Source organism: Shewanella decolorationis S12, from assembly GCF_000485795.1.
Lineage (GTDB): Bacteria > Pseudomonadota > Gammaproteobacteria > Enterobacterales > Shewanellaceae > Shewanella > Shewanella decolorationis.
Genome location: NZ_AXZL01000065.1, coordinates 91,882 through 118,306 on the forward strand (window position 1 = coordinate 91,882; position 26,425 = coordinate 118,306).

Below are 26,425 nucleotides of genomic sequence, written 5' to 3' on the forward strand. Positions count from 1 at the left end.
TTATGTAAAAATCAAAATATCAACTTTTAATCATGATAAACAATAAGATAAAACTTACCCAATAGATTGCTTAGTATATTAGTCTGTTATGCGTGCTGGCTCACAGGCTTGCTCGGTACAAGTGCCATTGCCCCAAGCTTATCTGGGTTGCATCTAATACCAATCGTATTAAATATCTGTTCATTCAGCGGGAGTTAAACGCGCTTTAGACAAGGCTAAGGCTTGAAGACATAGTGGCGCTCTGTCGAAAGCCTTAAACGCAGTATAAAGCCCGTTCAACCCCGCCCTTCGGGAGCCACACAGGCATCTCACTCCCGTGTTACATTGACTTAAAAGGGAATAACCATTTCTTCGTCAATGCGCCTTGGATTGAGATGCCTGTGAGGCTCTGAACTGATTAGATATTTAATGTGATTGGTATAACCAAATCCAGCCAACAAAAAAGCGAATGCATATGTGCATTCGCTTTTGCGTATAACAGCTTAAAACTTATGTGCCTTGGGCGAGCGCGGACTACATCTTGTGATGTTTCGCTGCAAACTCATTCATAAATGTCACCAGCGCGGCAACACCTTCCAGTGGCATTGCATTGTATAGGCTTGCACGCATACCACCGACGATTCGGTGCCCTTTTAAAGCCACTAAGCCCGCCGCTTCGGCCTCTTTTAAGAAGGCGCCATCGAGGGACTCATCCGCCAGTTGGAAAGTCACGTTCATTTGTGAGCGGTTTGCCGCGACGACACCATTTTTATAGAAAGGATTGGCGTCGATACAGGCATACAGCATTTGCGCTTTTTGCTGATTGATTTTCGCGATACTGGCTACACCACCTAAGGATTTGAGCCAAGCAAACACTTCCGCCGCTAAGTACCAAGCAAAGGTTGGAGGGGTGTTGAACATAGAGTCATGCTCTACCGCTAAACGGTAATCCATGATCGATGATTGGGTTAAACTCGGCAGTTTCAACATATCATCACGCACGATCACGATGGATAAGCCCGAAGGACCAATGTTCTTTTGTGCACCAGCATAGATTAAGCCATAACGGCTGACATCAATTTCACGCGACATAATGGTTGACGATAAATCGGCGACAATCGGCCATGGACTGTCTAACTCATCAAAAATTTCGATACCATCAACTGTCTCATTTGGGCAGTAGTGCACATAACGGTAATCAGCATCAATCTTATGCAGTTCAGGCAATACTACCGCATTGAGTCCATTATGTTTTTCAACAATGTTAAGGCTGTCAATTTGTGCGTCGCCCGCCAGCTTTTTTGCTTCGGCTAATGCTGCAGAAGACCATTGACCACTGACTAAATACAGGGCTCGGCCTTGGTTGCCTAAAAAATTATTCACAACGGCAGAGAACTGACCGCGACCACCGCCATGCATAAAAAGCACATGATAGTTTTGTGGAATGTGCATCAGCTCCCGTAAATCCGCCTCAGCTTGCTTGGTCAGCGCGATAAATTCCTTGCCTCTGTGGCTGACTTCCATCACGGAGACACCTAGCCCATTCCAATCGAGTAATTCCTGTTGTGCTTTTTTCATTACCGCTGCGGGTAACATCGCAGGACCTGCACAGAAATTATAAATCGCGCTCACTGCCACTCTCCTTATTTACAAACCATGATATTAGAATTCATAAAATAAAACGTTGCCATGAAAAAAACGAGCGTCCAATTGGACGCTCGTTTTCATACTCTCGAATTAGTCTTCGTCTTGCTCGTCGTCAAGCTCTTCATCTTCGTCTAATTCTTCTTCCAGTTCATTCTCTTCCTCTAAAGGCTCTTCTTGAACAGAGTCACCTTCAGCGACAACTGGGACGATTGGCATACCGTTTTCATCCAATTCGACTTCATCTTCGTCGCCTTGGATCTCATCGATACGTTGCAGACCAACCACTTTTTCGTCACTTGCGGTACGGATAATAGTCACACCTTGGGTGTTACGGCCGATGATAGACACACCGTTCGCAGGCGTACGGACTAAGGTACCTTTATCGCTGATCAGCATGATTTCGTCATTGCCGCCAACTTGTACCGCGCCAACCACTGCGCCGTTACGCTCGCTCACCTTGATCGATACCACACCTTTGGTCGCGCGGCTCTTCGATGGGTATTCAGACAGTTCAGTACGTTTACCGTAACCGTTTTCGGTCACGGTTAAGATAGCGCCATCGCCCTTAGGTACGATGAGAGACACCACTTTTTGACCTTCTTCAAGCTTGATACCGCGAACACCCGTCGCGCCGCGACCCATTGGACGCACGCCCTTGAAGTTGATTTGTGGGTTGCCTTCTTCGTCTAACACTGGGTTGCCGTTTTCATCGAGTACGGCCACTTCTTCGCCTTCTTTAAAGCGAACCACTTTACCTTCATTGGAGAACAACATGATCTCATCATCACCATTGGTGATATCGACACCGATCAGTTGGTCACCGTCTTTCAGGTTAACGGCAATAATGCCGTTTGCACGTGGGTTACTGTAGGCCGTTAGCGCAGTCTTCTTCACGGTACCGTTAGAGGTCGCCATAATGATGTACTTATCTTCAGCGTATTCACGCACCGGCAGAATCGCCGTAATGCGCTCACCATCGGCCAGCGGCAGCAAGTTAACAATCGGACGACCGCGCGATGTGCGGCTCGCCAGCGGTAATTGATAGACCTTGAGCCAGTACATCTTACCGAAATCTGAGAAGCACAGAATCGTATCGTGGGTGTTCGCAACCAGCAGTTTTTCAACGAAATCTTCGTCTTTCACTTTAGTTGCGGCTTTACCCTTACCACCACGGCGCTGGGCTTGGTAATCGCTCAGCGGTTGGTACTTGGCGTAACCTAAGTGTGACAGGGTCACAACCACGTCTTCTTCGTTGATTAAGTCTTCAAGACTCATATCAATTTCATTGGCGTTGATGACAGTGCGGCGAGCATCACCGTATTCAGCAAGAATTTCTTCCAGCTCTTCTTTGATGACTTCCATCAAACGCTCAGGGCTGCGCAGAATAAACAGCAGACCCGCGATGAACTCGAGCAACTCTTCGTATTCGGCGATGATCTTATCGTGCTCAAGACCGGTTAAACGGTGTAAGCGCAGCTCAAGGATTGCCTGAGCCTGTTGCTCAGTCAGGTAATATAAGCCATCACGGATACCGAATTCTGGCTCTAACCATTCAGGACGCGCCGCATCATCACCCGCTTTTTCAAGCATGCCCTGTACATGACCCAGTGCCCAGCCCTGCTCAACCAGTTTAACTTTCGCATCAGCTGGGGTTGGCGACGCTTTGATCAGCGCAATAATCGGGTCGATGTTAGCAAGCGCGACCGCTAATGCCTCAAGAATATGGGCGCGCTCGCGCGCTTTACGCAGTTCGAATACGGTACGGCGAGTCACCACTTCACGGCGGTGCAGGATAAAGCACTCGAGCATTTCTTTTAAGTTGAACAACTTAGGCTGACCATTGGTCAAGGCCACCATGTTGATACCAAAAGAACATTGCATTTGTGTCTGGGCATAGAGGTTGTTCAGGACAACTTCACCCACTTCGCCGCGTTTGATTTCAATAACGATACGCATACCGTCTTTGTCAGACTCGTCGCGCAGGCCGCTGATGCCTTCAATCTTCTTATCTTTGACTAACTCAGCGATTTTCTCGATGAGTTTAGCCTTGTTCACCTGATAAGGAATTTCGGTGACGATAATGCGTTCACGGCCGTTATCTTCGGTTTCGACTTCAGCCAGTGCGCGCATCACTGCACGGCCGCGGCCTGTCTTGTACGCATCGATAATGCCTTTACGGCCATTGATAATCGCCGCCGTTGGGAAGTCTGGACCAGGAATATGTTCCATCAACTGTTCAATAGACAGCGCAGGATCGGCGATCAGCGCTAAACAGCCTTTGACCACTTCGGTTAAGTTGTGAGGCGGAATGTTCGTCGCCATACCTACCGCAATACCCGATGAACCGTTGATTAACAGGTTAGGGACACGTGTCGGTAATACAGCGGGAATTTGTTCTGTGCCATCGTAGTTGGGCACATAGTCAACGGTTTCTTTTTCAAGATCGGCGAGGAGCTGGTGCGCTAACTTGTCCATACGGATTTCGGTATAACGCATTGCCGCTGCGGAGTCACCGTCAACCGAACCGAAGTTTCCTTGACCGTCGACTAAGGTGTAACGCAGAGAGAAAGGCTGAGCCATACGTACGATAGTATCGTAAACCGCCGAATCACCATGGGGGTGATATTTACCGATCACGTCACCGACCACACGGGCAGACTTTTTGTACGGCTTGTTCCAATCGTTCTTCAATTCACTCATGGCAAACAGCACGCGGCGATGCACAGGCTTAAGGCCATCACGCACGTCTGGTAATGCACGTCCCACGATGACGCTCATGGCGTAATCAAGGTACGAATTCTTTAGTTCGTCTTCGATATTAATTGGCGAAATAGATGATGCCAGATCAGTCATAAACTGCTCGTTCCCCTGAAAATTAGCCGACAACGTATAATCCGTATCATTGAGCGGCCCAAAAACGTGATTTGGCATTCTAACACAGTTATTTAATGTCGCCAGACCTATCCTACGTGAATTGCGAAGGATGTGGCTTAATAGATGAAAACACTGTCAATTTGCCCTTTTAAACCCGATAAAATCCGTTGTTAATGGCGAAATTGAGGCCAAGACTTGATTAATCTCTGAGCAGAAAAACCGCTCTGCTTCACAAAGTGTTTAAGAATTAATGATAATTGCTGAAATTTCACTCAACCACAAAGACTTAGGATTAGCCAATACTGTGTTTATCCCCCATTGTCGTTATAATAGCCGCACAATGACAGCCGTAATAGGTAATAGCATGCAACAGAATACCAACGTAGACCCGCAGGAAATCGCAAAGTTTGAACGTATGGCCGAAACCTGGTGGGATCTCAACGGCGAGTTTAAGCCGCTGCATCTATTAAATCCCCTGCGCCTTAACTATATCGATCAAACCGCAGGCGGGATTTTTGGTAAGAAAGTGCTCGACGTCGGCTGTGGCGGCGGCATTTTATCCGAAAGCATGGCGCGCATCGGCGCGATCGTTGACGGCCTCGATATGGGGGAAGAACCATTAGAAGTCGCGCGCTTACATGCACTGGAAACTGGCGTGAGCATCAATTATGTCAAAAACACCGCAGAGGCCCATCGGGAAGAACACCGCGAATACTACGATGTGGTGACCTGCATGGAGATGCTCGAGCATGTGCCGGATCCGCAATCGGTCATTCAAGCCTGCTGCGATATGGTTAAACCCGGCGGTTTTGTGTTTTTCTCAACCATCAACCGTAACATTAAGTCTTTCGTTGAGACCATTATCGGCGCCGAGTATCTATTAAAGATGCTGCCCATTGGCACCCATGACCATAATAAGTTCATCAAGCCATCGGAACTCATGGCCTTAGTCGATAACACCGATCTTCTCTGTAAAGATGCACTTGGGATCACCTATAACCCACTGACGGAGATCTTTAAGTACACGCCAAAGGTCGATGTTAATTATATGATTGCGACGCAAAAGGTAGATTAAGATGAGCTTAGCTGAGGTTAAAGGGGTCTTATTCGACCTTGACGGTACCCTTGCCGATACCGCGCCGGATCTGGTTCAGGCCCTTAACTTCAGTTTGTCGGATGTCGGTATCGCGGCAAAACCTCTCAAAGACATGCGTAGCGCCGCCTCCCATGGCAGCTTTGCCTTAGTCGATGCGGCGATTCCCGGTGCGGATGACGCCCTGCGCACTCAAGTACAGCAACGGCTCCTCGCCCATTATCAAAGGATCAATGGCGACCATTGCCAGTTGTTTGATGGTATCGCCCCCCTACTCGACTGGCTCGAGTTGTGCCGCGTGCCATTTGGGGTGATCACGAACAAACCCGCTCGCTTTACACGACCTCTATTACATAAGCTTAAGCTCAGCTCGCGTATGCCGGTGATGATCAGTGGCGATTCGACTCGTTACCCTAAGCCCCATACCGCACCTATGCTATTGGGCGCACAGCAATTGCAATGCCGGCCACAGCAAATTCTCTATTTAGGCGATGCAGAGCGGGATTTACTCGCGGCCCAAGCGGCGGGCATGCTCGGCGGTGTGGCGCTGTGGGGATACTTAGGTGAGGCCGATACGCCCGATGCATGGCCTGCCTATGCACAATTTAACTCGCCATCGAGTTTGCATACAGCATTAAGACAAGCATTAGCGAAATAGCGGTAACGAATTGACTCGTGCTAATTGCGTAACTGAACCGTTAACGGCGAAATTCTGCCCCATTTGTTGGTAATGCAATTTAGGCTAAGGGTCAATCCTTGCGATCGCGATCGCTGCTTATTTTAGCGATCGATCACACTGTGAAATTTGAGTGAAAAAACGCCACCAATGCCACACGCTAATCTCAATTTGAGCTTCAGGGTTAGTCATCACTAACGCTTTTCTTTATCCTCAAGATATCCACAAGATACCCCCTGAATTGAGACTTGCAAATGACGGCAAACCTCACTATCTTGTATCTCAGATTATTTAAAACACCATATCTTGTGTATAGGTAGCAATCAGACACACTAGAAGTTCCCCGTTAAATCGACTATCTCCTGCATAGTCAGCAGTATTAAGGGTTTTCAGGTTGATTGTTTTACAAGGAAACGTACGGTGATTGAGTTCACCTGAATAGATATCAGAACCAAGGCCTCTCTTCAATGAATAGCAATATGACAGTCACAAAACGCTGTGGTGCACGTGAGACAATCGATCTCGACAAAATACACCGCGTAATTACTTGGGCAGCCAAGGGATTAAACAACGTTTCTGTTTCTGAAGTTGAACTTCGCACGCATTTACAGTTTTTCGACGGGATCCCAACCGAAGCTATCCACGAAACGATCATCAAATCTGCGGCGGATTTAATTTCCCCAGAATCTCCAGATTATCAGTTTCTGGCTGCGCGCTTAGCCGTATTCCATTTACGTAAGAAGGCCTTTGGTCAGTTCGAACCGCCAAAGTTATACGACCATGTGACTAAACTGGTTGAGCTTGGCAAGTATGATATGCATATTCTGCAGGATTACACCCGCGAAGAACTCGATATCATGGACAGCTATATCGACCATTGGCGCGATATGAACTTCTCTTACGCGGCGGTAAAACAGCTCGAAGGTAAGTATCTGGTACAAAACCGTGTGACCCACGAGATCTACGAGAGCGCCCAGTTCCTCTATATTCTGGTGGCAGCCTGTTTGTTTGCCCGTTATCCAAAGGAAACGCGCCTGCAATACGTTAAAGATTTTTACGACGCGGTATCGACCTTTAAGATTTCGCTGCCCACGCCAATCATGGCGGGTGTACGTACGCCAACGCGTCAATTCAGTTCATGTGTACTGATTGAATGTGGCGACAGCTTAGATTCTATCAATGCGACCGCATCGTCTATCGTGAAATACGTGAGCCAACGTGCTGGTATTGGTATCAACGCGGGTCGTATCCGTGCACTAGGTAGCCCAATCCGTGGCGGCGAAGCATTCCACACGGGTTGCTTACCATTCTACAAGTATTTCCAAACCGCGGTGAAGTCTTGCTCGCAAGGCGGCGTGCGCGGCGGTGCAGCCACCCTTTTCTATCCTATTTGGCATTTAGAAGTTGAATCGCTGCTGGTACTGAAAAACAACCGTGGCGTTGAAGATAACCGTATCCGTCATTTAGACTACGGCGTGCAGCTCAATAAGCTGATGTATCAACGTCTGATCAAAGGCGAAAATATCAGCCTGTTCAGCCCATCGGACGTACCAGGTCTTTACGATGCCTTCTTCGAAGATCAAAACGAATTCGAACGTCTTTACCTGCAATATGAGCAAGACAGCAGTATTCGTAAGAAGTCATTGAAAGCGGTCGATCTATTCTCATTGATGATGCAAGAACGTGCTTCAACCGGCCGTATCTACATCCAAAACGTCGACCACTGTAACACCCACAGTCCGTTCGATTCGAAAGTTGCCCCGATCAGACAATCTAACCTTTGTCTTGAAATCGCGCTGCCGACCAAGCCATTGAACAACATTGACGATCCAAACGGTGAAATCGCGCTGTGTACACTGTCAGCATTAAACTTAGGTGCGATCAAAAACTTAGCCGAGCTTGAGCCATTAGCCGATTTAGCGGTACGAGCACTGGATAACCTACTGGATTACCAAGATTATCCAATCAAAGCGGCGCAGATTTCTTCAATGAATCGTCGTACTTTAGGTATTGGTGTTATCAACTTCGCTAACTACTTAGCGAAGAATGGCATGAAGTACTCCGATGGTAGCGCGAACAACCTGACTCACAAGACCTTTGAAGCGATTCAGTTTTATCTACTCAAAGCATCAATGAATCTGGCGAAGGAAAAAGGTGCGTGCCCATTATTTAATGAGACTACTTACGCCCAAGGTATTTTACCTATCGATACCTACAAACGTGACCTAGATAAGATTTGCAGCGAGCCATTGCATTTAGATTGGGAAACACTGCGCCAAGATATCAAAGAGTACGGTTTACGTAACTCGACGCTATCTGCATTAATGCCGTCTGAGACTTCATCACAGATCTCAAACGCAACCAATGGTATCGAACCACCACGCGGTTTGATCAGCGTTAAAGCAAGTAAAGATGGTCAGTTAAAGCAAGTGGTGCCTGATTTTGATGAGCTGAAATACAACTATGAGCTGTTATGGCAAATGCCAAGCAACGAAGGTTACTTACAGCTCGTGGGTATCATGCAAAAATTCGTTGACCAAGCCATTTCGGCCAACACTAACTATGATCCAGCGCGTTTTGAAGGTCGTAAAGTCCCGATGCAGACTCTGCTGAAAGACTTACTCAATGCCTATAAGTTAGGTGTAAAAACGCTGTACTACCATAACACTCGCGATGGTGCATCGGATCAACACGATGACATTACCAACATAGAGAAAGAAGATGACGGCTGTGCTGGCGGCGCCTGCAAAATCTAATCTTCAATGTTAACGGTTGCGGGATCCCAAAGGGATCCCGACTTATTGGAATACTCGTACCATGACCTACTCTACTTTTTGCCAAACACCAAACGATGCCACCCGTGAACCTATGTTCTTCGGACAATCGGTTAACGTCGCTCGTTATGACCAACAAAAATATGAAGTGTTTGAAAAACTGATTGAAAAGCAGTTGTCTTTCTTCTGGCGCCCAGAGGAAGTTGACGTGAGCCGCGATAAAATCGACTACAACTCACTGCCAGATCATGAAAAGCATATTTTTATTTCGAACCTAAAATACCAAACGCTGCTCGACTCTATCCAAGGCCGCTCACCTAACGTGGCGTTTCTGCCCTTAGTGTCGCTGCCGGAATTAGAGACCTGGATTGAGACTTGGTCATTCTCCGAGACCATCCACTCGCGCTCATACACGCACATCATTCGCAATATCGTGAACGATCCTTCGGTGATTTTTGACGATATCGTGGTGAATCAAGAGATCCTACGCCGCGCGACTGACATTGCCGAATACTACGATCACTTGATCAAGCTGACGCAAGTTTACCACCTGTTAGGCGAAGGCACCCATGTGATCGATGGTGAGCCGATTGAAGTCAACACTCGTACCCTGAAGAAAGCGTTGTACCTGTGCATGATGTCAGTGAACGCCCTCGAAGCGATCCGTTTCTATGTCAGTTTTGCCTGTTCATTCGCATTTGCAGAGCGTAAGCTCATGGAAGGTAACGCGAAAATTATTCGTCTTATCGCCCGTGATGAAGCGCTGCACTTAAACAGCACCCAGCATATCTTAACCATTATGCAGGGCGGCAAAGACGATCCTGAAATGGCCGAGATAGCCGCAGAATGCCAACAGGAAGCGTACAACCTATTCCTCAAGGCAGCCGAGCAAGAAAAGGAATGGGCGAAATACCTGTTCAAAGACGGTTCGATGATCGGTCTCAACGAGCAAATCCTCTGCCAATACGTTGAGTACATCACCAACCAACGGATGAAGTCCGTTAACCTGCCACTGCCTTATGCTGAGCAGTCTAACCCACTGCCTTGGATGAAGAACTGGTTAGAGAGTGACGCGGTACAAGTGGCGCCACAAGAAGTGGAAGTGTCATCCTATCTGGTCGGCCAAATCGATGCAGCCGTCGACAGTGATGAATTCCTCGATTTTGATCTCTAACGGGATTTGATTGCTTATGGCTAAATCGAACCTGCTGTTAAACAACCCTTTTGCGAAGGCGCCCATAGTGCGCCTGCAAGGGCAACCTGTGCTGCTGTTTACCGAGCAGCACAATTCGTTGTTGCAAGCACTCGAAGCCAAAAAAGTGACCATTTTCTCTGAGTGCCGCAGTGGTTTTTGCGGCGCTTGCAAGACCCGTATTATTAGCGGCAGCGTCAGCTATTTAACCGAGCCTTTAGCCGAGCTTAAAGCCGACGAATGCCTGCCCTGCTGCTGTATTCCTAGCGAAGATTTAGAACTCGATTTATCCCCTGAAGGTGCTGCCGTGGTGACCTATCCCCGCAGTAACACTCTCGCCCAAACCCCATCGACGCGTAAAACCGCCAATCTTAAAGCCGTGCCACAGCAAGAAGTGGTTGAAGACTAACAGAGTCGTCTGCAACAAATGGGTATTCACGACCCTCTTCCCTGTATAACGCTTACTGATAAGCGAAAGACAAATCTTTACAGCATCCCAAACGCTTTACCACTCGCCCTTGTTAGCTTGCCAAAAGATCATTATGTTATTGCTTTTGAATTACTTTTACTTTGTTTAGCTGGACCCATTTATACCAAGGAGAGCTATGGATAAGTTAATCGCAATCAGCTTGCTGCTTGTATCAATGAGTGCATTTTCGAGTGAAGATAACCTCGTTGCCGAGATGAAAGACATGGATAGCAAGGTATTTGATTCATTTAATCGTTGTGCCGATGAGCAACAACTTAAGCTGCACGAAAGTTACTTTGCCGAGAAGGTCGAGTTTTACCACGACAATGGCGGTGTGACTTGGGATCGCCAATCGATGATCAACAACACTAAAAACTATGCCTGTGGTAAATACACCCGCTCACTGGTTGAAGAAAGCTTTCAAGCCTATCCCATCAAAGACTTTGGCGCGATAACTGAGGGCATTCATAAATTTTGCAGCCAAGAAACAGGTAGTTGTGACGGCAAGGCCAAATTTTTAATGGTCTGGCAACGCACCAATGGCCAGTGGCAAGTCACGCGGGTCGTCAGTTATGGGCATTTACCCAACTAAGCAAATGACCCACTCATGCAGATAGGCTCTTATCTTCATATCAATCAACAAAAAAGCCTGAGTTAAACTCAGGCTTTTTATTGGTAAACCTCTTAACAACTACAGTCGCATGGCAAGCTCGGCGCCTTGACGAATGGCACGCTTTGCATCGAGCTCGGCGGCCACATCAACACCGCCAATCAAATGCACTGGAATACCCGTTGCTTTCATCTCATCGACTAAGATGCGGTTAGATTCTTGTCCGGCGCAGAGGATAACATTATCCACGGCCAACACTTCAGTTTGCTCTCCAACGCGGATATGCAGACCTGAGTCATCAAACTTTTCATAGTTGACGCCAGTTTTCATCTTCACATTGTGCTGTTTTAACACTAAGCGGTGGATCCAACCGGTGGTTTTACCTAAGCCTTTGCCCATCTTAGAAGTCTTACGTTGCAGCAAGTAGACTTGTCTATGATCGCTATTATCAACTTCAGGCTCGGCTAACCCACCCGCATGCTGATATTGCTTGTCAATGCCCCACTGCTTTAACCATTTTTCAGGATTGAGGGTGCTCGACTCAGATTCGCAGAGGTAATGCGCCATATCAAAGCCGATACCGCCGGCACCAATCAGGGCCACTTTGTTGCCAATCGTGGCTTGGCCCGTCAGTACCTGTTGATAATCCACCACTTTGGGGCTATCAAATCCTGGCAAGCTTAACTCACGCGGGACCACGCCCGAGGCGATAACGATTTCATCAAAGGTTTCGGTTTCCAGCACCTTAGCATCCAAACGGGTATTTAAACGCAAATCGATTTTATGCAGTTTGATTTGATTGAGGAAATAACGAATCGTCTCGTTAAACTCTTCTTTTCCTGGGATTTTACGTGCCAGATTAAACTGCCCACCCACCTCGGATTTTGCTTCAAAAAGCACCACCTCATGGCCACGCATGGCCGCATACACCGAAAATGCCATCCCTGCGGGGCCCGCGCCCATCACCGCAATACGCTTCTTATTGCTGGTGGGTAAAAAGTTAATTTCGGTCTCATAACAGGCGCGAGGGTTGACCAAGCAAGTGGCACGTTTCAGTGAGAATGTATGATCCAAACAGGCCTGATTACAGCCAATACAGGTATTGATAAGCTCTGGCGTGTTGGCCGCCGCTTTATTCACAAATTCAGGATCGGCTAGAAACGGCCGCGCCATAGACACCATATCCGCTTGACCAGAGGCAATGATTTGCTCGCCAATCTCAGGCGTATTGATACGGTTTGTGGCAATCAGAGGCACTGAAACCGACTGTTTAAGTTTTTCAGTCACCCAAGCAAAGGCGCCGCGGGGCACACTGGTCGCAATGGTTGGCACACGGGCCTCATGCCAGCCAATGCCTGTATTGATAATCGACACCCCCGCATGCTCGAGCCACTTGGCCAATTGCACGACTTCATCCCAAGTGGAGCCGTTATCGACTAAGTCGAGCATGGATAAGCGGAAGATAATAATGAAATCTTTGCCTACTTTGGCGCGAATCGCATTCACAATCTCAATCGGGAATTGCGCGCGTTTTTCAAAACTGCCGCCCCATTCATCGGTGCGCGTATTGGTGCGCGAACTGATAAATTGGTTGATCAAATAGCCCTCAGAGCCCATCACTTCAACACCATCGTACCCCGCTCTTTTCGCTAACGCTGCGGAACTGGCGTAATCCTTAATGGTGGCGCGAACTTGACGGCTCGACATGGCAGAAGGCGTAAAGGGAGTGATAGGCGACTTAATTTTACTCGGCGCCTGCGAAAAAGGATGATAACCATAGCGCCCCGCATGCAGGATTTGCATACAAATTTTACCGCCAGCCTCATGCACCGCTTGAGTCACAATGCGGTGTTTACCCACTTGCCAGAGGAAACTCAGCTGACACGCATGGGGAGTCAAGCGGCCACGTAGGTTTGGTGAGATACCGCCGGTGACAATTAAACCGACGCCCCCTAACGCGCGCTCTTTATAAAACGCTGCCAGTTTCTCAAATCCGCCCTTTTCTTCTTCTAAACCCGTGTGCATGGAGCCCATTAACACACGATTTTTGAGCTGGGTGAATCCCAGATCTAAGGGTTCTAATAAATGGGGAAACGACATTCAAACATCCTTTTTAAACAAGTGATTTAAATGAGCATACCTTGAGTCAAATGTAAGCTCAACTGTTGCTAGGGGGTTAAAAGTTAAAATCCTTTACAATTGTGTTTAGCCAGTGAGGAGATTTTCAGTTAGCATTGGCACATTCGATAAGCAAAGGAGTGGCTAATGTCCGCTAACCCATCGTTTTTCAAGAGAATATGTTTATTTATATGGAACACCCTCAACGGGATCCGTAAATTCATACTCAACCTGATTTTTTTTGGCTTCCTGGCCATCATCCTCATCACTATTGGCAGTAGTGAGGATATTCAGGTCGAAGAGAACTCAGCATTGGTGCTTAATCTGGCGGGTTCCATTGTAGATCAAAAACAGCAGGTCGACCCAATTGAAGCCGCACTAAAGCAAGGCAATAACGGCAGTAGCGATGGCGAAATCCTGCTGGCAGATATTATCTATGTGATTGATAACGCGACGCACGATAACAGGATCAGCACCATAGTCTTAGACTTAGCCGAGCTGAAACGCGCAGGGATTAGCAAATTACAATCCATTGGCGATGCCCTAAACCGTTTTAAAGAAAGCGGCAAAAAGGTGGTGGCAATTGGAAACTATTACGAGCAAAACCAATACTTTCTTGCCAGCTTTGCCGATACCATTTACCTCAATCCCCAAGGTAGTGTTTCTCTCGATGGCTTAAGTATGTATAACCAATACTTCAAGTCCGCCCTTGAGAAGCTCAAGATAAAGGCCCACATTTTTCGCGTCGGCACCTTTAAATCGGCAGTAGAACCCTACATGCGTGACGATATGTCGGATGCGGCCAGAGAGGCCAGCAGCGCCCTACTCGCCGATGTTTGGCAAAGCTACACTCAAACGGTGGCAAAAAATCGCCAAATCGATGCTAATACCTTAGTGCTCGACTCGGCAAACTACCTCGCGCAACTCGATAAGGCCGAAGGCGACTCCGCCACTATGGCCATCAATATGAAATGGGTCGATACCCTAGCGACCGATGAAGAGTTCCGTAAAGTCATGCTCGATAGCGTGGGTAAAGAGAAGTCGGGTGACAGCTTTAAACAAGTCAGCTTCTACGACTATTTAACCTTAGTGACGCCTTTGCCAAGCTTCGTTGAACAAGACAGTGTCGGCATTATCGTTGCCAGCGGCACCATTTTAAATGGCAGCCAACCCGCCGGCCAAATCGGTGGTGATAGCACCGCAGAGCTGTTACGTAAAGCGCGATTTGATAAACATATCAAAGCACTGGTGCTTAGAGTCGACAGCCCTGGCGGCAGCGCCTTTGCCTCGGAGCAAATCCGCCAAGAATTACTTGCCCTCAAAGCGGCGGGTAAACCAGTGGTGGTGAGTATGGGCAGCCTTGCGGCGTCCGGCGGCTATTGGATTTCGGCCAGTGCCGATTATATCTTCGCAACGCCAACCACGCTAACTGGCTCTATCGGGATCTTTGGGATGATCACCACCTTCGAAGATTCACTCGCTAGCTTAGGTATTCATACTGATGGTGTATCGACCTCTGAATGGGCGGGATTGTCAGTGACTCGCACCCTCTCGCCACAAATTGAATCGGTTATCCAGCGCCATATCGAGCGTGGCTACTTAGACTTTATCTCACTGGTCGCTAAGGAACGTAAAATGACCTTAGAACAAGTGGATAGCATCGCTCAAGGCCGAGTGTGGAGTGGTAAAAAAGCCCTAGAGTTAGGTTTAGTGGATGAGCTTGGGGATATCGACCAAGCCGTTGCCAAAGCCGCTAAATTGGCAGATTTAAGCCTATTCGATACCCGCGTAATTGAACAAGAGCTCACTCCTGAACAACGTTTTGTGCAGCAAATGTTTGCCTCTGTGTCAGCCTATTTACCCGCTTCACTTAGCCATTCAACACTGCTTGAGCAAATGCTGGCTCAATGGACTGGCAGCTTAAAGACCATCGCGGCCTTTAACGATCCTAACCATGTGTATGTGTATTGTGACAGCTGTGCGATAAACTAACGCAGACTCAAGATGAAGGACACAAAAGCCCGATTGCCTCGGGCTTTTTTATTGGGTTTATGCCTGCAAAATCGTATAATTAGCTCACTTGCAGCTAAGATAACGACAAGAATGACTAAACGCTCCATTTACGTCGCCTATACGGGCGGCACCATAGGTATGCAAAAAACCGCGAATGGCTTTGCACCGGTGGCAGGTTTTTTGACCCAATGCGTCCAATCCATGCCCGAGTTTTACCATGATGAAATGCCTGAGTTTGTGATCCATGAGTACTGCCCGCTCATCGACTCATCAAACATGGCACCAACCGACTGGCAAATGATCGCCGATGATATTAAGGCCAATTACGACAAGTACGATGGCTTTGTGATCCTCCACGGCACAGATACCATGGCCTATACCGCATCGGCCTTATCCTTTATGCTTCAAGGCCTGTCAAAGCCTGTTATTGTCACCGGCTCTCAAATTCCTCTGGCACAGCTGAGATCCGACGGTCAAACCAACCTACTTAACTCTTTATATATCGCCGCCAATTATCCAGTGGCTGAAGTGTGTTTATTCTTTAATAACAAACTGTTCCGTGGCAATCGCTCCACCAAAGCCCATGCCGATGGCTTCGATGCCTTTGCCTCGCCTAACTTCCCCTTACTGCTTGAAGCGGGGATTAAAATTAATCTGCGTGCAGGTAAAATTGCCACGCCAAGTGATAAGCCGTTAGAAGTGGCTAATATCAGCCCACAGCCCGTCGGTGTAGTGACTCTCTACCCTGGTATTTCGACACAAATTTTTGAGAACATTCTGCAGCAACCCGTGAAGGCACTGATTTTACTGACCTTTGGCGTGGGCAATGCACCACAGGATGCGGCATTACTCGATACCTTAAAGCAAGCGGATGAACGGGGGATTGTGTTAGTGAACCTAACTCAATGTTTCCAAGGCAAAGTGAATATGGGCGGTTACGCTACGGGCAATGCACTCGCCAAAGCGGGGGTGATCAGTGGTGCAGACATGACCATTGAAGCCGCACTGGCTAAGTTGCATTATCTGCTGTCGAAAAACCTAAAACCGAGCGAAATTAAAGCTGCCATGTTGCAAAACTTGGTTGGTGAACTTAGCCCCGATTAAATATCGAAATGTTATGCATGAAAAAGCCCACATTCGTGGGCTTTTTGTTATTTTGTGAACGAGTGTAATTAAGCAGGTAGAGACAGTGTTGTCAGGCCTAACATGGTCTGCATGACACCAACGACTTGGCAGCTGTAACCAAATTCGTTGTCATACCATACGTACAGAATGGCACGTTTACCTTCAGCGATAGTCGCTTGTGAATCAACCACACCCGCATAGCGAGAACCCACTAAATCGCTTGATACGATTTCAGTTGAGTCTGTGTAATCGATTTGGTTCTGCAATGGTGATTGCAACGCCGTGTCTTTTAAGTATTCGTTTAATTCGTCTTTGTTGGTCTCAGCATTGAGGTTCATGCTGATGATCGCCATAGATACGTTTGGTGTTGGCACGCGAATCGCGTTACCCGTCAGTTTACCTGCTAATACTGGTAGTGCCTTAGCAACGGCTTTAGCCGCACCTGTTTCAGTAATAACCATGTTTAATGGCGCACTGCGACCACGACGGTCAGCACTGTGATAGTTGTCGATTAGGTTTTGATCGTTCGTGTATGAGTGGATAGTCTCAACGTGACCATTTTCGATACCGTATTTATCGTTTACTGCCTTCAGTACTGGTGTGATGGCGTTAGTAGTACAGCTCGCCGCAGATACAATAATGTCTTCTGGCGTAATGTCGCCTTCGTTCACGCCGTAAACGATATTCTTGATGGCGCCTTTTGCTGGAGCAGTCAATAACACTTTGCTGGCACCAGGGCTCTTCAAATGTAAGCCAAGGCCAGCTTCGTCTTTCCAAATACCCGTGTTGTCTACCACTAATGCATCTGTAATACCATATTTGGTGTAATCCACTTCATCTGGCGAATTTGCGTAAATGACTTGGATATAGGTGCCGTTAGCGATAATGGCGTTGTTCTCTTCATCCACTTCAACTGAACCGTTGAATGGACCATGAACAGAGTCACGACGCAGTAAGCTAGCGCGTTTTTCTAAATCACCCTTCTTACCACCACGTAATACGATAGCGCGCAGTCTTAACTTGTTGCTGCGGCCAGTACGTTCGATCAATAAGCGCGCTAATAAGCGGCCGATACGACCAAAACCATACAACACTACATCACGCGGTGCGATATCATCAGCATGATCGATCGCCGCCGCTAATTCGCGTGCCATATAGCTTTCGATTTCGTTGGTATCGGTATGTTCAGCCCAGTATTTTACGGCAAGCTTACCAATATCCACTTTACATTGTTTAACAGCGAGTCTGCTTAAGGCTTGAACAAATGGGAAACTCTCGCGTAAACGTAATTTCTCGCCGACATGACGGCGAACTAAACGGTGCGCTTTAATAATCTCAATAGTAGAAGCATTGAGTAATGGCTTACCATAAACCACAACTTCGACGCCTTGGTTACGGTACAACTTGCCTAGCAAAGGTTGCATTGCCTCTGCCATTTCAAAACGTTCTTGCCAACTTTGTAGGTGTTTATCAGCGCTCATTTACAGATCCTTTATCTCACTTTTCAATTAAAAATATTGAAAGGTTTGAGTAACATGACGAAAAGACCAATAATCTTATGTAGGTTTTAGGGGAAACCCTCTGTTTTGGTCGGCGCCATTGTAATGAAAACTGACCCAGCTTGCCAGTAAGATATTTTCTGTAAATCTGTAATTTTATTAGAGAAAATTGCATTTTGGAGCGTATTTTGAGACAAAATCTAGTAATAATTACATCATTTTCCCTCGCAATAAGCCTTTTCGGTTGTGATAATGGCCGAAACATCGAAACGATTTGTAAAAATAATCCTGAAATTTGTGCCGATTTGCATAAGGATGGCTGGTGTTTAGCCGAGAAAACAAAGCTGATCCAAAGTCGATACGACCTAATGGACAATAAAAATCCAACAGGCAAGCAACTCTATCAACAGTTAACTTACCTCGAAGATTATAGTCGTTGTATTGAATTAGCTTCAGGCGTTCAACACATTATCCATACAAGCCGCACAGCAGATAGAGCCAGAGCCTTTCGACTAAGTACACAAAACCTCAGTCGCCTACAGGATGAAACTCGTGAGCGGCAAGACCCTTTTATGTCTTATTATCAATGGACACGCTTTGGTGACACGGATGCGTTAAACCGACTCTTGGCGCAAGAAAATGCTGGCGAAGTCACTGAGCCATTTCTTTTAGCGCAAATAGCTACCTACTACAGCAACCGTAATGCCATCAAAGCGCAACAACTTTACCTTAAAGTGTTCGCAGAGATCCAATACGCTGACTTTGACCCCAATTGGTTGCTTGGGCTTGCCTCTGCTTATCGCCAAACCCAAGCGCTTGAAAAAACTTATATGCTAACAAAAGCCAATTTACTACTTACGCAGCAGAAGTATTCTGAAGATAAAATGCTAGCCTTAATCGGTGGCAACAAAACACTGGCGACAAAACTAGATGAGTACGCCCAGAACTTGATCGATGCGTTAGAAGATGGCCTCTATTCGACTAGTCCTGTTGCGCTTTGGCTAGCGCCTCAATCCGTCGAGGCGCCCGCGACAACAACTGTCGAGCCAGAGAAGCCTAATTCGCCTTAACTGGTGTTTTGAGGAATCTCGGCAAAATGTTTGCCATCTTGTAATTTTTTATCCAAATGCCGTGCTAAAAATGGTGTTTTCGCGACCAATGTAAAAAAAACACCTAATTTGTTAACCGAATCCCGGCAAAACAGCCGAATTAACTTGACGATAGCTGTCAGTTTGGTAATTTTACTACCAGTTGAATTTTATAATCACCAGAGGGATATGAGATGACTATCCGTGTAGCAATAAATGGTTATGGCCGTATCGGTAGAAACGTATTACGCGCCCTGTACGAAAGCGAAAAAGCTTACCCAATCAAAATTGTTGCCATCAACGATTTAGGCGACGCTTCAATCAACGCTCACCTGACAAAATATGATTCTGTACATGGCCGTTTCAATGCCAAAGTTGAGCATGATGCGGAAGCAATTTATGTCAACGGCGACAAGATCCTCACCTTCCAAGAACGCGACCCAGGTAAATTACCTTGGGGCGACTTACAAGTTGACGTTGTGTTCGAATGTACTGGTATCTTCACTTCTAAAGAATCTGTACAGCCACATTTAGCGGCGGGCGCGAAGAAAGTCATTATCTCTGCACCAGGCAAAAACGTTGATGCAACAGTCGTTTATGGCGTTAACAACAATGTGTTGACCGCGGATATGACAGTTATCTCTAACGCGTCATGTACCACTAACTGTTTAGCGCCTTTCGCTAAGCCGTTAAACGATGAAATTGGTATTGAATCAGGTTTGATGACTACCATTCATGCTTACACCAACGACCAACGTTTATCTGACGTATATCACACAGATTTACGCCGTGCACGTGCTGCAGCACTGTCGATGATCCCAACTAAAACGGGCGCTGCGGCGGCAGTAGGTTTAGTGGTGCCTGAATTACAAGGTAAATTCGATGGTTTAGCGGTACGTGTACCGACTGTTAACGTGTCTTTAGTAGATTTATCTTTCATTGCTTCACGTGATACTACTGTTGAAGAAGTTAACGCCATTATCGAACGTGCAGCAGCGGTTGCACCACTGAGCGAAGTGTTAGCTGTTAACAAAGAGCCACTGGTGTCTATCGACTTTAACCACAATGCGTTTTCATCTAACTTCGATGCAACGCAAACCCGCGTTAACGGCCGTTTAGTTAAAGTCATGGCATGGTACGATAACGAATGGGGCTTCAGTAACCGTATGTTAGATAACGCGGTTGCGTTAATGAATGCTAAATAATCTCGTTTAGTGAGATAGCTTAAGCCCTGCAAATGCAGGGCTTTTTGTTATCAGTAACAAACTGTAAGTAAAACATATCCCCGCTTGGCGGGGATATTGATGTTAACACTCTATGTATAACTCAAAGCGCTTAGGCATTGCCCTTCACTTTCATATTCAGTGTCTTAGCGAAGTCGAGCATACGGGTCAGCGGAATTAACGCCTTTACTCGCAAGTCTTCATCGACAAAGATTTCATGGGTCGTTTTGTCGCTATCACTTAATGACGCTTCAATCGCTTTTAAGCCGTTCATGGCCATCCAAGGACAGTGTGCACAGCTCTTACAGGTGGCACCGTTACCACCAGTAGGCGCTTCAATCAATATTTTACCCTGCGCCGCTTGTTGCATTTTGTAGAAAATCCCGCGATCGGTCGCCACAATAAAACGCTCGTTAGCCATGGTTTGCGCAGCTTTAATCAACTGGCTGGTAGAGCCCACTGCATCGGCCATCGCCACCACACTCGCGGGTGACTCTGGGTGCACTAGAATAGCGGCATCGGGATAAACACGCTTTAAATCACGCAGCGCATTGGCCTTAAACTCATCGTGAACAATACAATCGCCCTGCCACATCAACATCTCGGCGCCCGTTTGTTTGGCAATATAACTGCCTAAATGGCGGTCTGGGCCCCAAATGATTTTTTTACCTTCGCTGTCTAAGTGCTCAACGATTTCAAGGGCAATACTCGAGGTCACCACCCAATCGGCTCGGGCTTTTACCGCCGCGGAGGTGTTGGCATAAACAACCACTGTATGATCAGGATGTGCATCGCAGAAAGCGCTGAATTTATCGATGGGGCAACCTAAGTCCAATGAGCAGGTCGCCTCCAAGGTTGGCATCAGAATGGTTTTTTCTGGGCTTAAAATTTTGGCGGTTTCACCCATAAACTTCACCCCTGCGACGATTAACGTCTTGGCGGGATGATCGCGACCAAAGCGCGCCATTTCAAGTGAGTCGGAAACGCAACCGCCGGTTTCTTCGGCCAGCGCTTGAATTTCAGGGTCGGTATAATAATGGGCAACTAATACCGCATCTTTTTCAATCAACAGCTGCTTGATACGTGCCTTGTAGTCCGCCTTTTCAGCATCGGACAGAGGAATTGGCTTAGGCGGAAACGGATAATCAATAGTTTCGATTGTTGGGGCAAATGGGCTGGGGCTCATAACAAATCCATCAGGATAACAACGTTTGCGAATTATACGTAATTGGGATCAAAAGATTAACCCATTTATGGCCTGCGAATAAAAAAGGGCACTAAATTGTGTAATGCCATCAGTTAAGCATTAAATAATCAATGGACCGTTTTTCCAGACTGCCAAAATCCAAGTGTATAATAGTATTAGGATTTTTATGTTTCTAATACCAATCGTATTAAATATCTGTTCATTCAGCGGGAGTTAAACGGGCTTTAGACAAGGCAAAGGCTTGAAGGCATAGTGGCGCTCTGTCGAAAGCCTTAAACGCAGTATAAAGCCCATTCAACCCCGCCCTTAGGAAACCTCACAGGCTTATCAGACCTACTTTGTCCAGACTTATTGAACCATGTCTGGCCGATAAGGGGCTACCATCAAAAACCGACGAATCCCGATGGAATTAATGGTCTGGAGTATCGTCAGTTAGCTTAATAGAAGTGTTACCACATAAGTGGACTTTTATGGCTACAAGCCTATCGTTACTTAACCCAAGGGCTCAGTACGGTCGGTTCTTGGCTAAATTGCAACGATGTCAAACTGTTAAGTTGTTCAGTACTCAACTTAAAGCTGCGGTTCACCTGTTGCTCATGTCCATCAAGCGTCACAGTAACTGCTTGGCCTTGAGCAAACTCAAAGTTTAATCCTGCGATTGGCTCCTTAAAGTAGCGCATAGGGAAGCCCTGCATGGCGCCGAGTAAAGCATCCATTTCGCTGGCGATTTGGGTTAGTCGCGCCTTGTCGTATGTCACTAAAGTCTGCTTGGCTCTGACTTGCATCGCAATACCACAGCCGTCAGCCTTGCCCTCAAACTCCAAATTTACTAACGCGCGTTGATCTTTAAGCGCGTCATCAAAGGGAATAAACAAACGCTGCGCCTTAGTATATGTCAGTGGCGTTGAATTTAATTCACTCGAAATAGTGCCACTTTGGATCAGGCAATTAGGCAGCATAGGCACACTAAAGGTAATTTCGACTAACTGATAATTGCCCTTATTGACTTGCTTTAATCTGTCATAAAAGCCTTTATATTCTAAGGAAATCGTTTCTGCATGCAGGTTTGTTGCACATAAACAAAGCCCCACTAACCACCATTTTTTATACATCCGCCTTCACCAAATACTTTTCATTATGACGTAACATATCGAGTAATTCGTCGATATAAGCTTCTTGCCTTTCAGAATAATTCACTAATCCATAGATCAGTTGATCGGCACTTAACTCGGCTTCCTGAGCGCGTAAATCGGCCCGTATTGAGCGAAACAGCGTGTATGCCGTATTCGAGTTCAAATTGCGCATGTAGGAAGACACTGAAGCGTCTACCGACGGAAACACTTTCACTTCATGGGTTTTGCCTGAACCACGAGAGGATGGCACTATGCCGCAGCCATTGCTAAAACACCATTCGCCGAAAAAGTTAAAGCCTTCACGGGCAAAACGCGAACTGCCCCACCCCGATTCATTGGCCGCCTGAATTAGCACCATAGATTCGGGAATGATATCGACCCGTTTAAGTAAACTGTTGAGTGATTTTGCATCCACATTACGGGCAGCATATTGATATTTATCAAATAACTGATTGAGCTGCGCTAGCTGTGTATCCGACAGAGTGTTGTCGTTCTCCACTAAGGCCAGCATCTCGGTGATAAACTCACGCTCGGTGGTAATGATGGCGTTTTGTTGTTGAATAATCGGCCTAAGAAAATCAAAAAAGGCACGCTTTTTTTCTCCCACATCACTGATGGCAGAAAAGTCAGGCACTTGCGTAACGGGTTCAACGGAGTTTTCAAGTTGGCTAACGATAGATTCAGGCTCATCGATAGTAGGAATGAGCCAGACTCTCAGCGAAAAAATCGCAAAGATAACCAGAGCTAACGCGAGTGTAAACGAACCAATTCTACCTGTTTTCAATAAGTCACCTTTGGTATTGAGTCACGAGTGGCAAAATAAGCGCCAGATTATATGTCATATCTTGAAATTCACGAAATGTGGCGGCAAAACCGCCCATGCCCAACGCTGGTATGAGTTTATGACGCCAAAATGCGATCCCGCGCTGAACTCATACACTTTGGTACATTTGCAGCGTGAATATTTAGTGCATGCTTTTGACTGAGCTTTTATACTAAGGTTCCGTTAACGCTGGTGTTGGCAAACGACTCCAAAGATAGCTGAGCAACCTAGCTTAAACAGGACAGGATTTTATGGGTATTCAGGAAGGAACCCTCATGCAACATCAAATCTTAAATCAATACAGACACGTGGTCGCCATTGGCGGTGGTCACGGCTTAGGTCGCGTGCTCTCATCGCTGGATTTTCTAGGCAATCGTCTCACCGGCATTGTTGCAACCACGGATAATGGTGGCTCTACTGGCAGATTACGGGCCGAGCAGGATTGTATTGCGTGGGGCGATCTGCGTAATTGTCTGTCTCAACTTGCCCATCGCCCATCGGTGAGCTCGCAATTATTTGAGTATCGCTTTCAGGGCGAAACTGAACTTAGCGGCCACAATCTGGGTAATTTGATGTTGCTTGCCCTCGATAAGCTTTGCGTTAGACCCCTCGAAGCCGTCAATCTGATTAGGCATATGCTTAAGATTGAAACCAATATCATCCCTATGTCAGAGCAACCAACCCATTTAGTGGCATTACAAGCCTCTGGCTGTAAGGTCTTTGGTGAGGTTAATGTCGATAAGATGAATGAGGCGCCCATTGCCCTATGTCTTGAGCCACAGGTTGATGCTACCGCCGAAGCCTGTGAAGCCATCAGCCGTGCGGATCTGATTATCCTAGGCCCAGGGAGCTTCCTGACGAGTATTATGCCACCGCTGTTACTGCCCTGCTTTGCTAAAGCCTTAGCGATGACCACTGCGCCCGTGGTTTTTATCGACAATTTAAATGAAGAAACTTCGCCAGCAGGCCAGTTTAGTATTGAACAACGGATTGCTTGGTGCCATCAAGTGATTGGTAAGCCTGTGATCACTAAGGTGCTACGCCACTCTGAACAAGTGCGCCTTGGGACTTTGATGAATTACTTTCCGTTAAGGAATCGCCACAATCCGCAATTACACGATCAGGCAGGCCTGCGTGATGCGCTCAGCGCAGTATTGAGAATAAAGTCGGATTTACCGCTAGAAACCTTGGCGTCATAACGACGGGATTAATCGCATCCATTCAGCGCATCCCAGAGATTCAAAATGTACAAAATACAAAAAGGACAGCTAAGCTGTCCTTTTTCGTAAGTCCTCTTCTTATATTTCTTATATTTCTTATATTAGAGGACTAATTTAAAGGGCTAAATTAAAGAACTTGAGCAATCGCTTTACAGATCACAGGCATATTGGTTTTGGTCATACCCGCCACACTAATACGGCCCGAACCAACGATATAAATACCAAACTCGTCTTTCAAGCGCGCAACCTGCGCTTTATTTAAGCCAGAAAAGCTAAACATACCGTTTTGGCGAGAAATAAAGCTGAAGTCTTGAGTCACTCCTTCATCCTTTAAGCTTTGGACGAACAGAGTACGCATCTCGGCGATACGTTCACGCATTTCGGTCAACTCTTGTACCCAAAGTGCTTTTAACGCCGCATCGCTTAAAATGGTGCTAACGATTAATGCACCGTGTGCGGGTGGGTTTGAGTAATTAGCGCGAATGGTACGCTTCACTTGGCTAAAGGCACGCACCGCTTCATCGGCATTTTGTGCAACCACAGTCACAGCGCCGATACGCTCGTTATAAAGACCAAAGTTTTTAGAGAAAGAGTTAGCCACTAACAACTCAGGTACTTTTGCAGCCACTAAACGCAGGCCTGCGGCATCTTCTTCAATACCTGCACCAAAACCTTGGTAAGCAAAGTCAAACAATGGCACTAACTGCTTGTCTGAACAAAGATTGGCAACCAATTCCCATTGGGCTAAGGTCAAATCAATGCCCGTTGGGTTATGGCAGCAACCGTGCAGTAGAACAATGTCACCCGCCTGTGCGTTGGCGAGATCTGTCATCATGCCATCGAAATCGATATCGTGAGCATTAGCATTGTAGTAACCGTATTCTTTAACCGTTAAACCCGCAGTTTCGAAAATATTCTGATGGTTCGCCCAAGTAGGGTTACTTACCCACACAGTGCGCGATGGCGTGTTGCGCAGTAAAAACTCGGCGGCAATACGCAGTGCACCAGTACCACCTGGCGCCTGAGCGGTCGCTGCGCGGCCTGACGTCACAAGCGTACTGCCCTCACCAAATAATAGCTCTTGTACCACGCGGTTATAGGTTTGAACCCCTTCAATACCTAAATAGTTCTTGGTTTTCTCTTGCTCAAGCAATAGGGCTTCTGCTTTCTTCACTGACTGTAATACTGGAGTCTGCCCTGCTTCATCCTTATAAATGCCAACACCGAGATTCACTTTATCTTGGCGTGGATCGGCCTTGAAGGTATCGGTTAAACCAAGGATGGGATCAGCGGGTGCGAGTACTACCTGAGAGAAAATCATGACTACTTATCCTAAATGTTCACGTGTAGGGGAAATTCGACTTATTTATACCACTGTCTTAAGAGGCAGAATAGCGCCTATTGCCGCATCTTAAGGAAATAGTTTGTGTATTATGGATTGATTAAAATAAATAACAACTAAATGAGAGATCAATTATCTTCAAGCTGAAATTTTTGATAATTGTGTATTTTAAGAGGCGGATCACTATTCGTTTCAGGATTAATTTGTAGGGTGTTTGAACTGGATTTGCGTGTCCCGTCCTGAAATAAGTTGACACTTATTTCCACCTAAAACGCCTGATGAACCTCATCGGGCGTTTTGTATTTTAAGGCCAAATGGGG

Annotated in this window: 19 protein-coding genes; 11 read left to right on the top strand and 8 right to left on the bottom strand. The window is 46.7% G+C overall.

What is annotated here, in order from left to right; translation table 11 throughout:
• Nucleotides 1–513: 513 nt before the first annotated feature.
• Nucleotides 514–1,611 (bottom strand): 3-phosphoserine/phosphohydroxythreonine transaminase, encoded by a 1,098-nt coding sequence (gene serC, locus SHD_RS10325; RefSeq protein ID WP_039978102.1) that lies wholly within the window; start codon nucleotides 1,609–1,611, stop codon nucleotides 514–516.
• Between the two features lie 105 nt (nucleotides 1,612–1,716).
• Complete coding sequence (gene gyrA, locus SHD_RS10330; protein WP_039978115.1) at nucleotides 1,717–4,479, bottom strand: DNA gyrase subunit A; 2,763 nt, start codon at nucleotides 4,477–4,479, stop codon at nucleotides 1,717–1,719.
• 385 nt (nucleotides 4,480–4,864) lie between these two features.
• Between gyrA and ubiG the strand changes: the two genes are divergently transcribed.
• The 6 genes from ubiG (at nucleotide 4,865) to SHD_RS10360 (ending at nucleotide 11,296) form a co-directional block, all read left to right on the top strand.
• Nucleotides 4,865–5,575, top strand: a complete 711-nt coding sequence (gene ubiG / locus SHD_RS10335; RefSeq protein WP_039978116.1) for a bifunctional 2-polyprenyl-6-hydroxyphenol methylase/3-demethylubiquinol 3-O-methyltransferase UbiG — start codon at nucleotides 4,865–4,867, stop codon at nucleotides 5,573–5,575.
• A gap of 1 nt (nucleotide 5,576) precedes the next feature.
• Nucleotides 5,577–6,251 (top strand): HAD family hydrolase, encoded by a 675-nt coding sequence (locus tag SHD_RS10340; protein ID WP_023267057.1) that lies wholly within the window; start codon nucleotides 5,577–5,579, stop codon nucleotides 6,249–6,251.
• Nucleotides 6,252–6,736: 485 nt separating this feature from the next.
• On the top strand, nucleotides 6,737–9,025 hold the full coding sequence (gene nrdA, locus SHD_RS10345; protein WP_023267058.1) for a class 1a ribonucleoside-diphosphate reductase subunit alpha: 2,289 nt from the start codon (nucleotides 6,737–6,739) through the stop codon (nucleotides 9,023–9,025).
• A 61-nt stretch (nucleotides 9,026–9,086) separates the two neighbouring features.
• The gene (nrdB, locus tag SHD_RS10350) at nucleotides 9,087–10,217 is read left to right on the top strand and encodes a class Ia ribonucleoside-diphosphate reductase subunit beta (protein ID WP_023267059.1); all 1,131 of its coding nucleotides are present in this window, start codon (nucleotides 9,087–9,089) and stop codon (nucleotides 10,215–10,217) included.
• A gap of 16 nt (nucleotides 10,218–10,233) precedes the next feature.
• Nucleotides 10,234–10,644 carry a class I ribonucleotide reductase maintenance protein YfaE gene (yfaE, locus tag SHD_RS10355; protein ID WP_023267060.1) on the top strand — a complete coding sequence of 137 codons (411 nt, stop codon included), beginning with the start codon at nucleotides 10,234–10,236 and terminating at the stop codon, nucleotides 10,642–10,644.
• A 196-nt stretch (nucleotides 10,645–10,840) separates the two neighbouring features.
• Nucleotides 10,841–11,296: a nuclear transport factor 2 family protein gene (locus tag SHD_RS10360; protein ID WP_023267061.1), complete on the top strand. Its 456-nt coding sequence runs from the start codon at nucleotides 10,841–10,843 to the stop codon at nucleotides 11,294–11,296.
• Nucleotides 11,297–11,395: 99 nt separating this feature from the next.
• On the opposite strand, the gene SHD_RS10365 is transcribed toward SHD_RS10360, so the two are convergent.
• A complete protein-coding gene (locus SHD_RS10365) occupies nucleotides 11,396–13,414 on the bottom strand; it encodes an oxidoreductase (protein WP_023267062.1) in 2,019 nt (672 codons plus the stop codon).
• Between the two features lie 165 nt (nucleotides 13,415–13,579).
• Here SHD_RS10365 and sppA point away from each other — a divergent pair, with 165 nt between their 5' ends.
• Both sppA and ansA read left to right on the top strand, forming a co-directional pair.
• Nucleotides 13,580–15,424: a signal peptide peptidase SppA gene (gene sppA, locus SHD_RS10370; RefSeq protein ID WP_023267063.1), complete on the top strand. Its 1,845-nt coding sequence runs from the start codon at nucleotides 13,580–13,582 to the stop codon at nucleotides 15,422–15,424.
• 111 nt (nucleotides 15,425–15,535) lie between these two features.
• Nucleotides 15,536–16,549 (top strand): asparaginase, encoded by a 1,014-nt coding sequence (ansA, locus tag SHD_RS10375; RefSeq protein WP_023267064.1) that lies wholly within the window; start codon nucleotides 15,536–15,538, stop codon nucleotides 16,547–16,549.
• Between the two features lie 68 nt (nucleotides 16,550–16,617).
• On the opposite strand, the gene SHD_RS10380 is transcribed toward ansA, so the two are convergent.
• Complete coding sequence (locus SHD_RS10380) at nucleotides 16,618–18,051, bottom strand: glyceraldehyde-3-phosphate dehydrogenase (protein ID WP_023267065.1); 1,434 nt, start codon at nucleotides 18,049–18,051, stop codon at nucleotides 16,618–16,620.
• A 206-nt stretch (nucleotides 18,052–18,257) separates the two neighbouring features.
• Between SHD_RS10380 and SHD_RS10385 the strand changes: the two genes are divergently transcribed.
• Together SHD_RS10385 and gap are read left to right on the top strand one after the other, a co-directional pair.
• Nucleotides 18,258–19,139, top strand: a complete 882-nt coding sequence (locus tag SHD_RS10385; protein ID WP_039978105.1) for a DUF2989 domain-containing protein — start codon at nucleotides 18,258–18,260, stop codon at nucleotides 19,137–19,139.
• Between the two features lie 212 nt (nucleotides 19,140–19,351).
• Nucleotides 19,352–20,362, top strand: a complete 1,011-nt coding sequence (gene gap / locus SHD_RS10390; protein WP_023267067.1) for a type I glyceraldehyde-3-phosphate dehydrogenase — start codon at nucleotides 19,352–19,354, stop codon at nucleotides 20,360–20,362.
• A 130-nt stretch (nucleotides 20,363–20,492) separates the two neighbouring features.
• Here gap and nadA read toward each other — a convergent pair whose 3' ends face one another.
• The 3 genes from nadA to SHD_RS10405 form a co-directional block, all read right to left on the bottom strand.
• On the bottom strand, nucleotides 20,493–21,566 hold the full coding sequence (gene nadA, locus SHD_RS10395) for a quinolinate synthase NadA (protein WP_023267068.1): 1,074 nt from the start codon (nucleotides 21,564–21,566) through the stop codon (nucleotides 20,493–20,495).
• A 509-nt stretch (nucleotides 21,567–22,075) separates the two neighbouring features.
• The gene (locus SHD_RS10400) at nucleotides 22,076–22,699 is read right to left on the bottom strand and encodes a DUF2987 domain-containing protein (protein WP_023267069.1); all 624 of its coding nucleotides are present in this window, start codon (nucleotides 22,697–22,699) and stop codon (nucleotides 22,076–22,078) included.
• A complete protein-coding gene (locus SHD_RS10405; RefSeq protein WP_023267070.1) occupies nucleotides 22,692–23,504 on the bottom strand; it encodes a glucosaminidase domain-containing protein in 813 nt (270 codons plus the stop codon). Before SHD_RS10405 ends, SHD_RS10400 begins: the two co-directional genes overlap by 8 nt.
• 314 nt (nucleotides 23,505–23,818) lie before the next feature.
• On the opposite strand from SHD_RS10405, the gene SHD_RS10410 reads away from it, so the two are divergent.
• Entirely contained in the window at nucleotides 23,819–24,742 is a 924-nt protein-coding gene (locus SHD_RS10410) for a YvcK family protein (RefSeq protein ID WP_011626149.1), read from the top strand.
• Between the two features lie 148 nt (nucleotides 24,743–24,890).
• Here the strand turns inward: SHD_RS10410 and SHD_RS10415 are convergent, their stop codons facing one another.
• Complete coding sequence (locus tag SHD_RS10415; RefSeq protein WP_023267072.1) at nucleotides 24,891–26,084, bottom strand: amino acid aminotransferase; 1,194 nt, start codon at nucleotides 26,082–26,084, stop codon at nucleotides 24,891–24,893.
• Nucleotides 26,085–26,425: the final 341 nt, after the last annotated feature.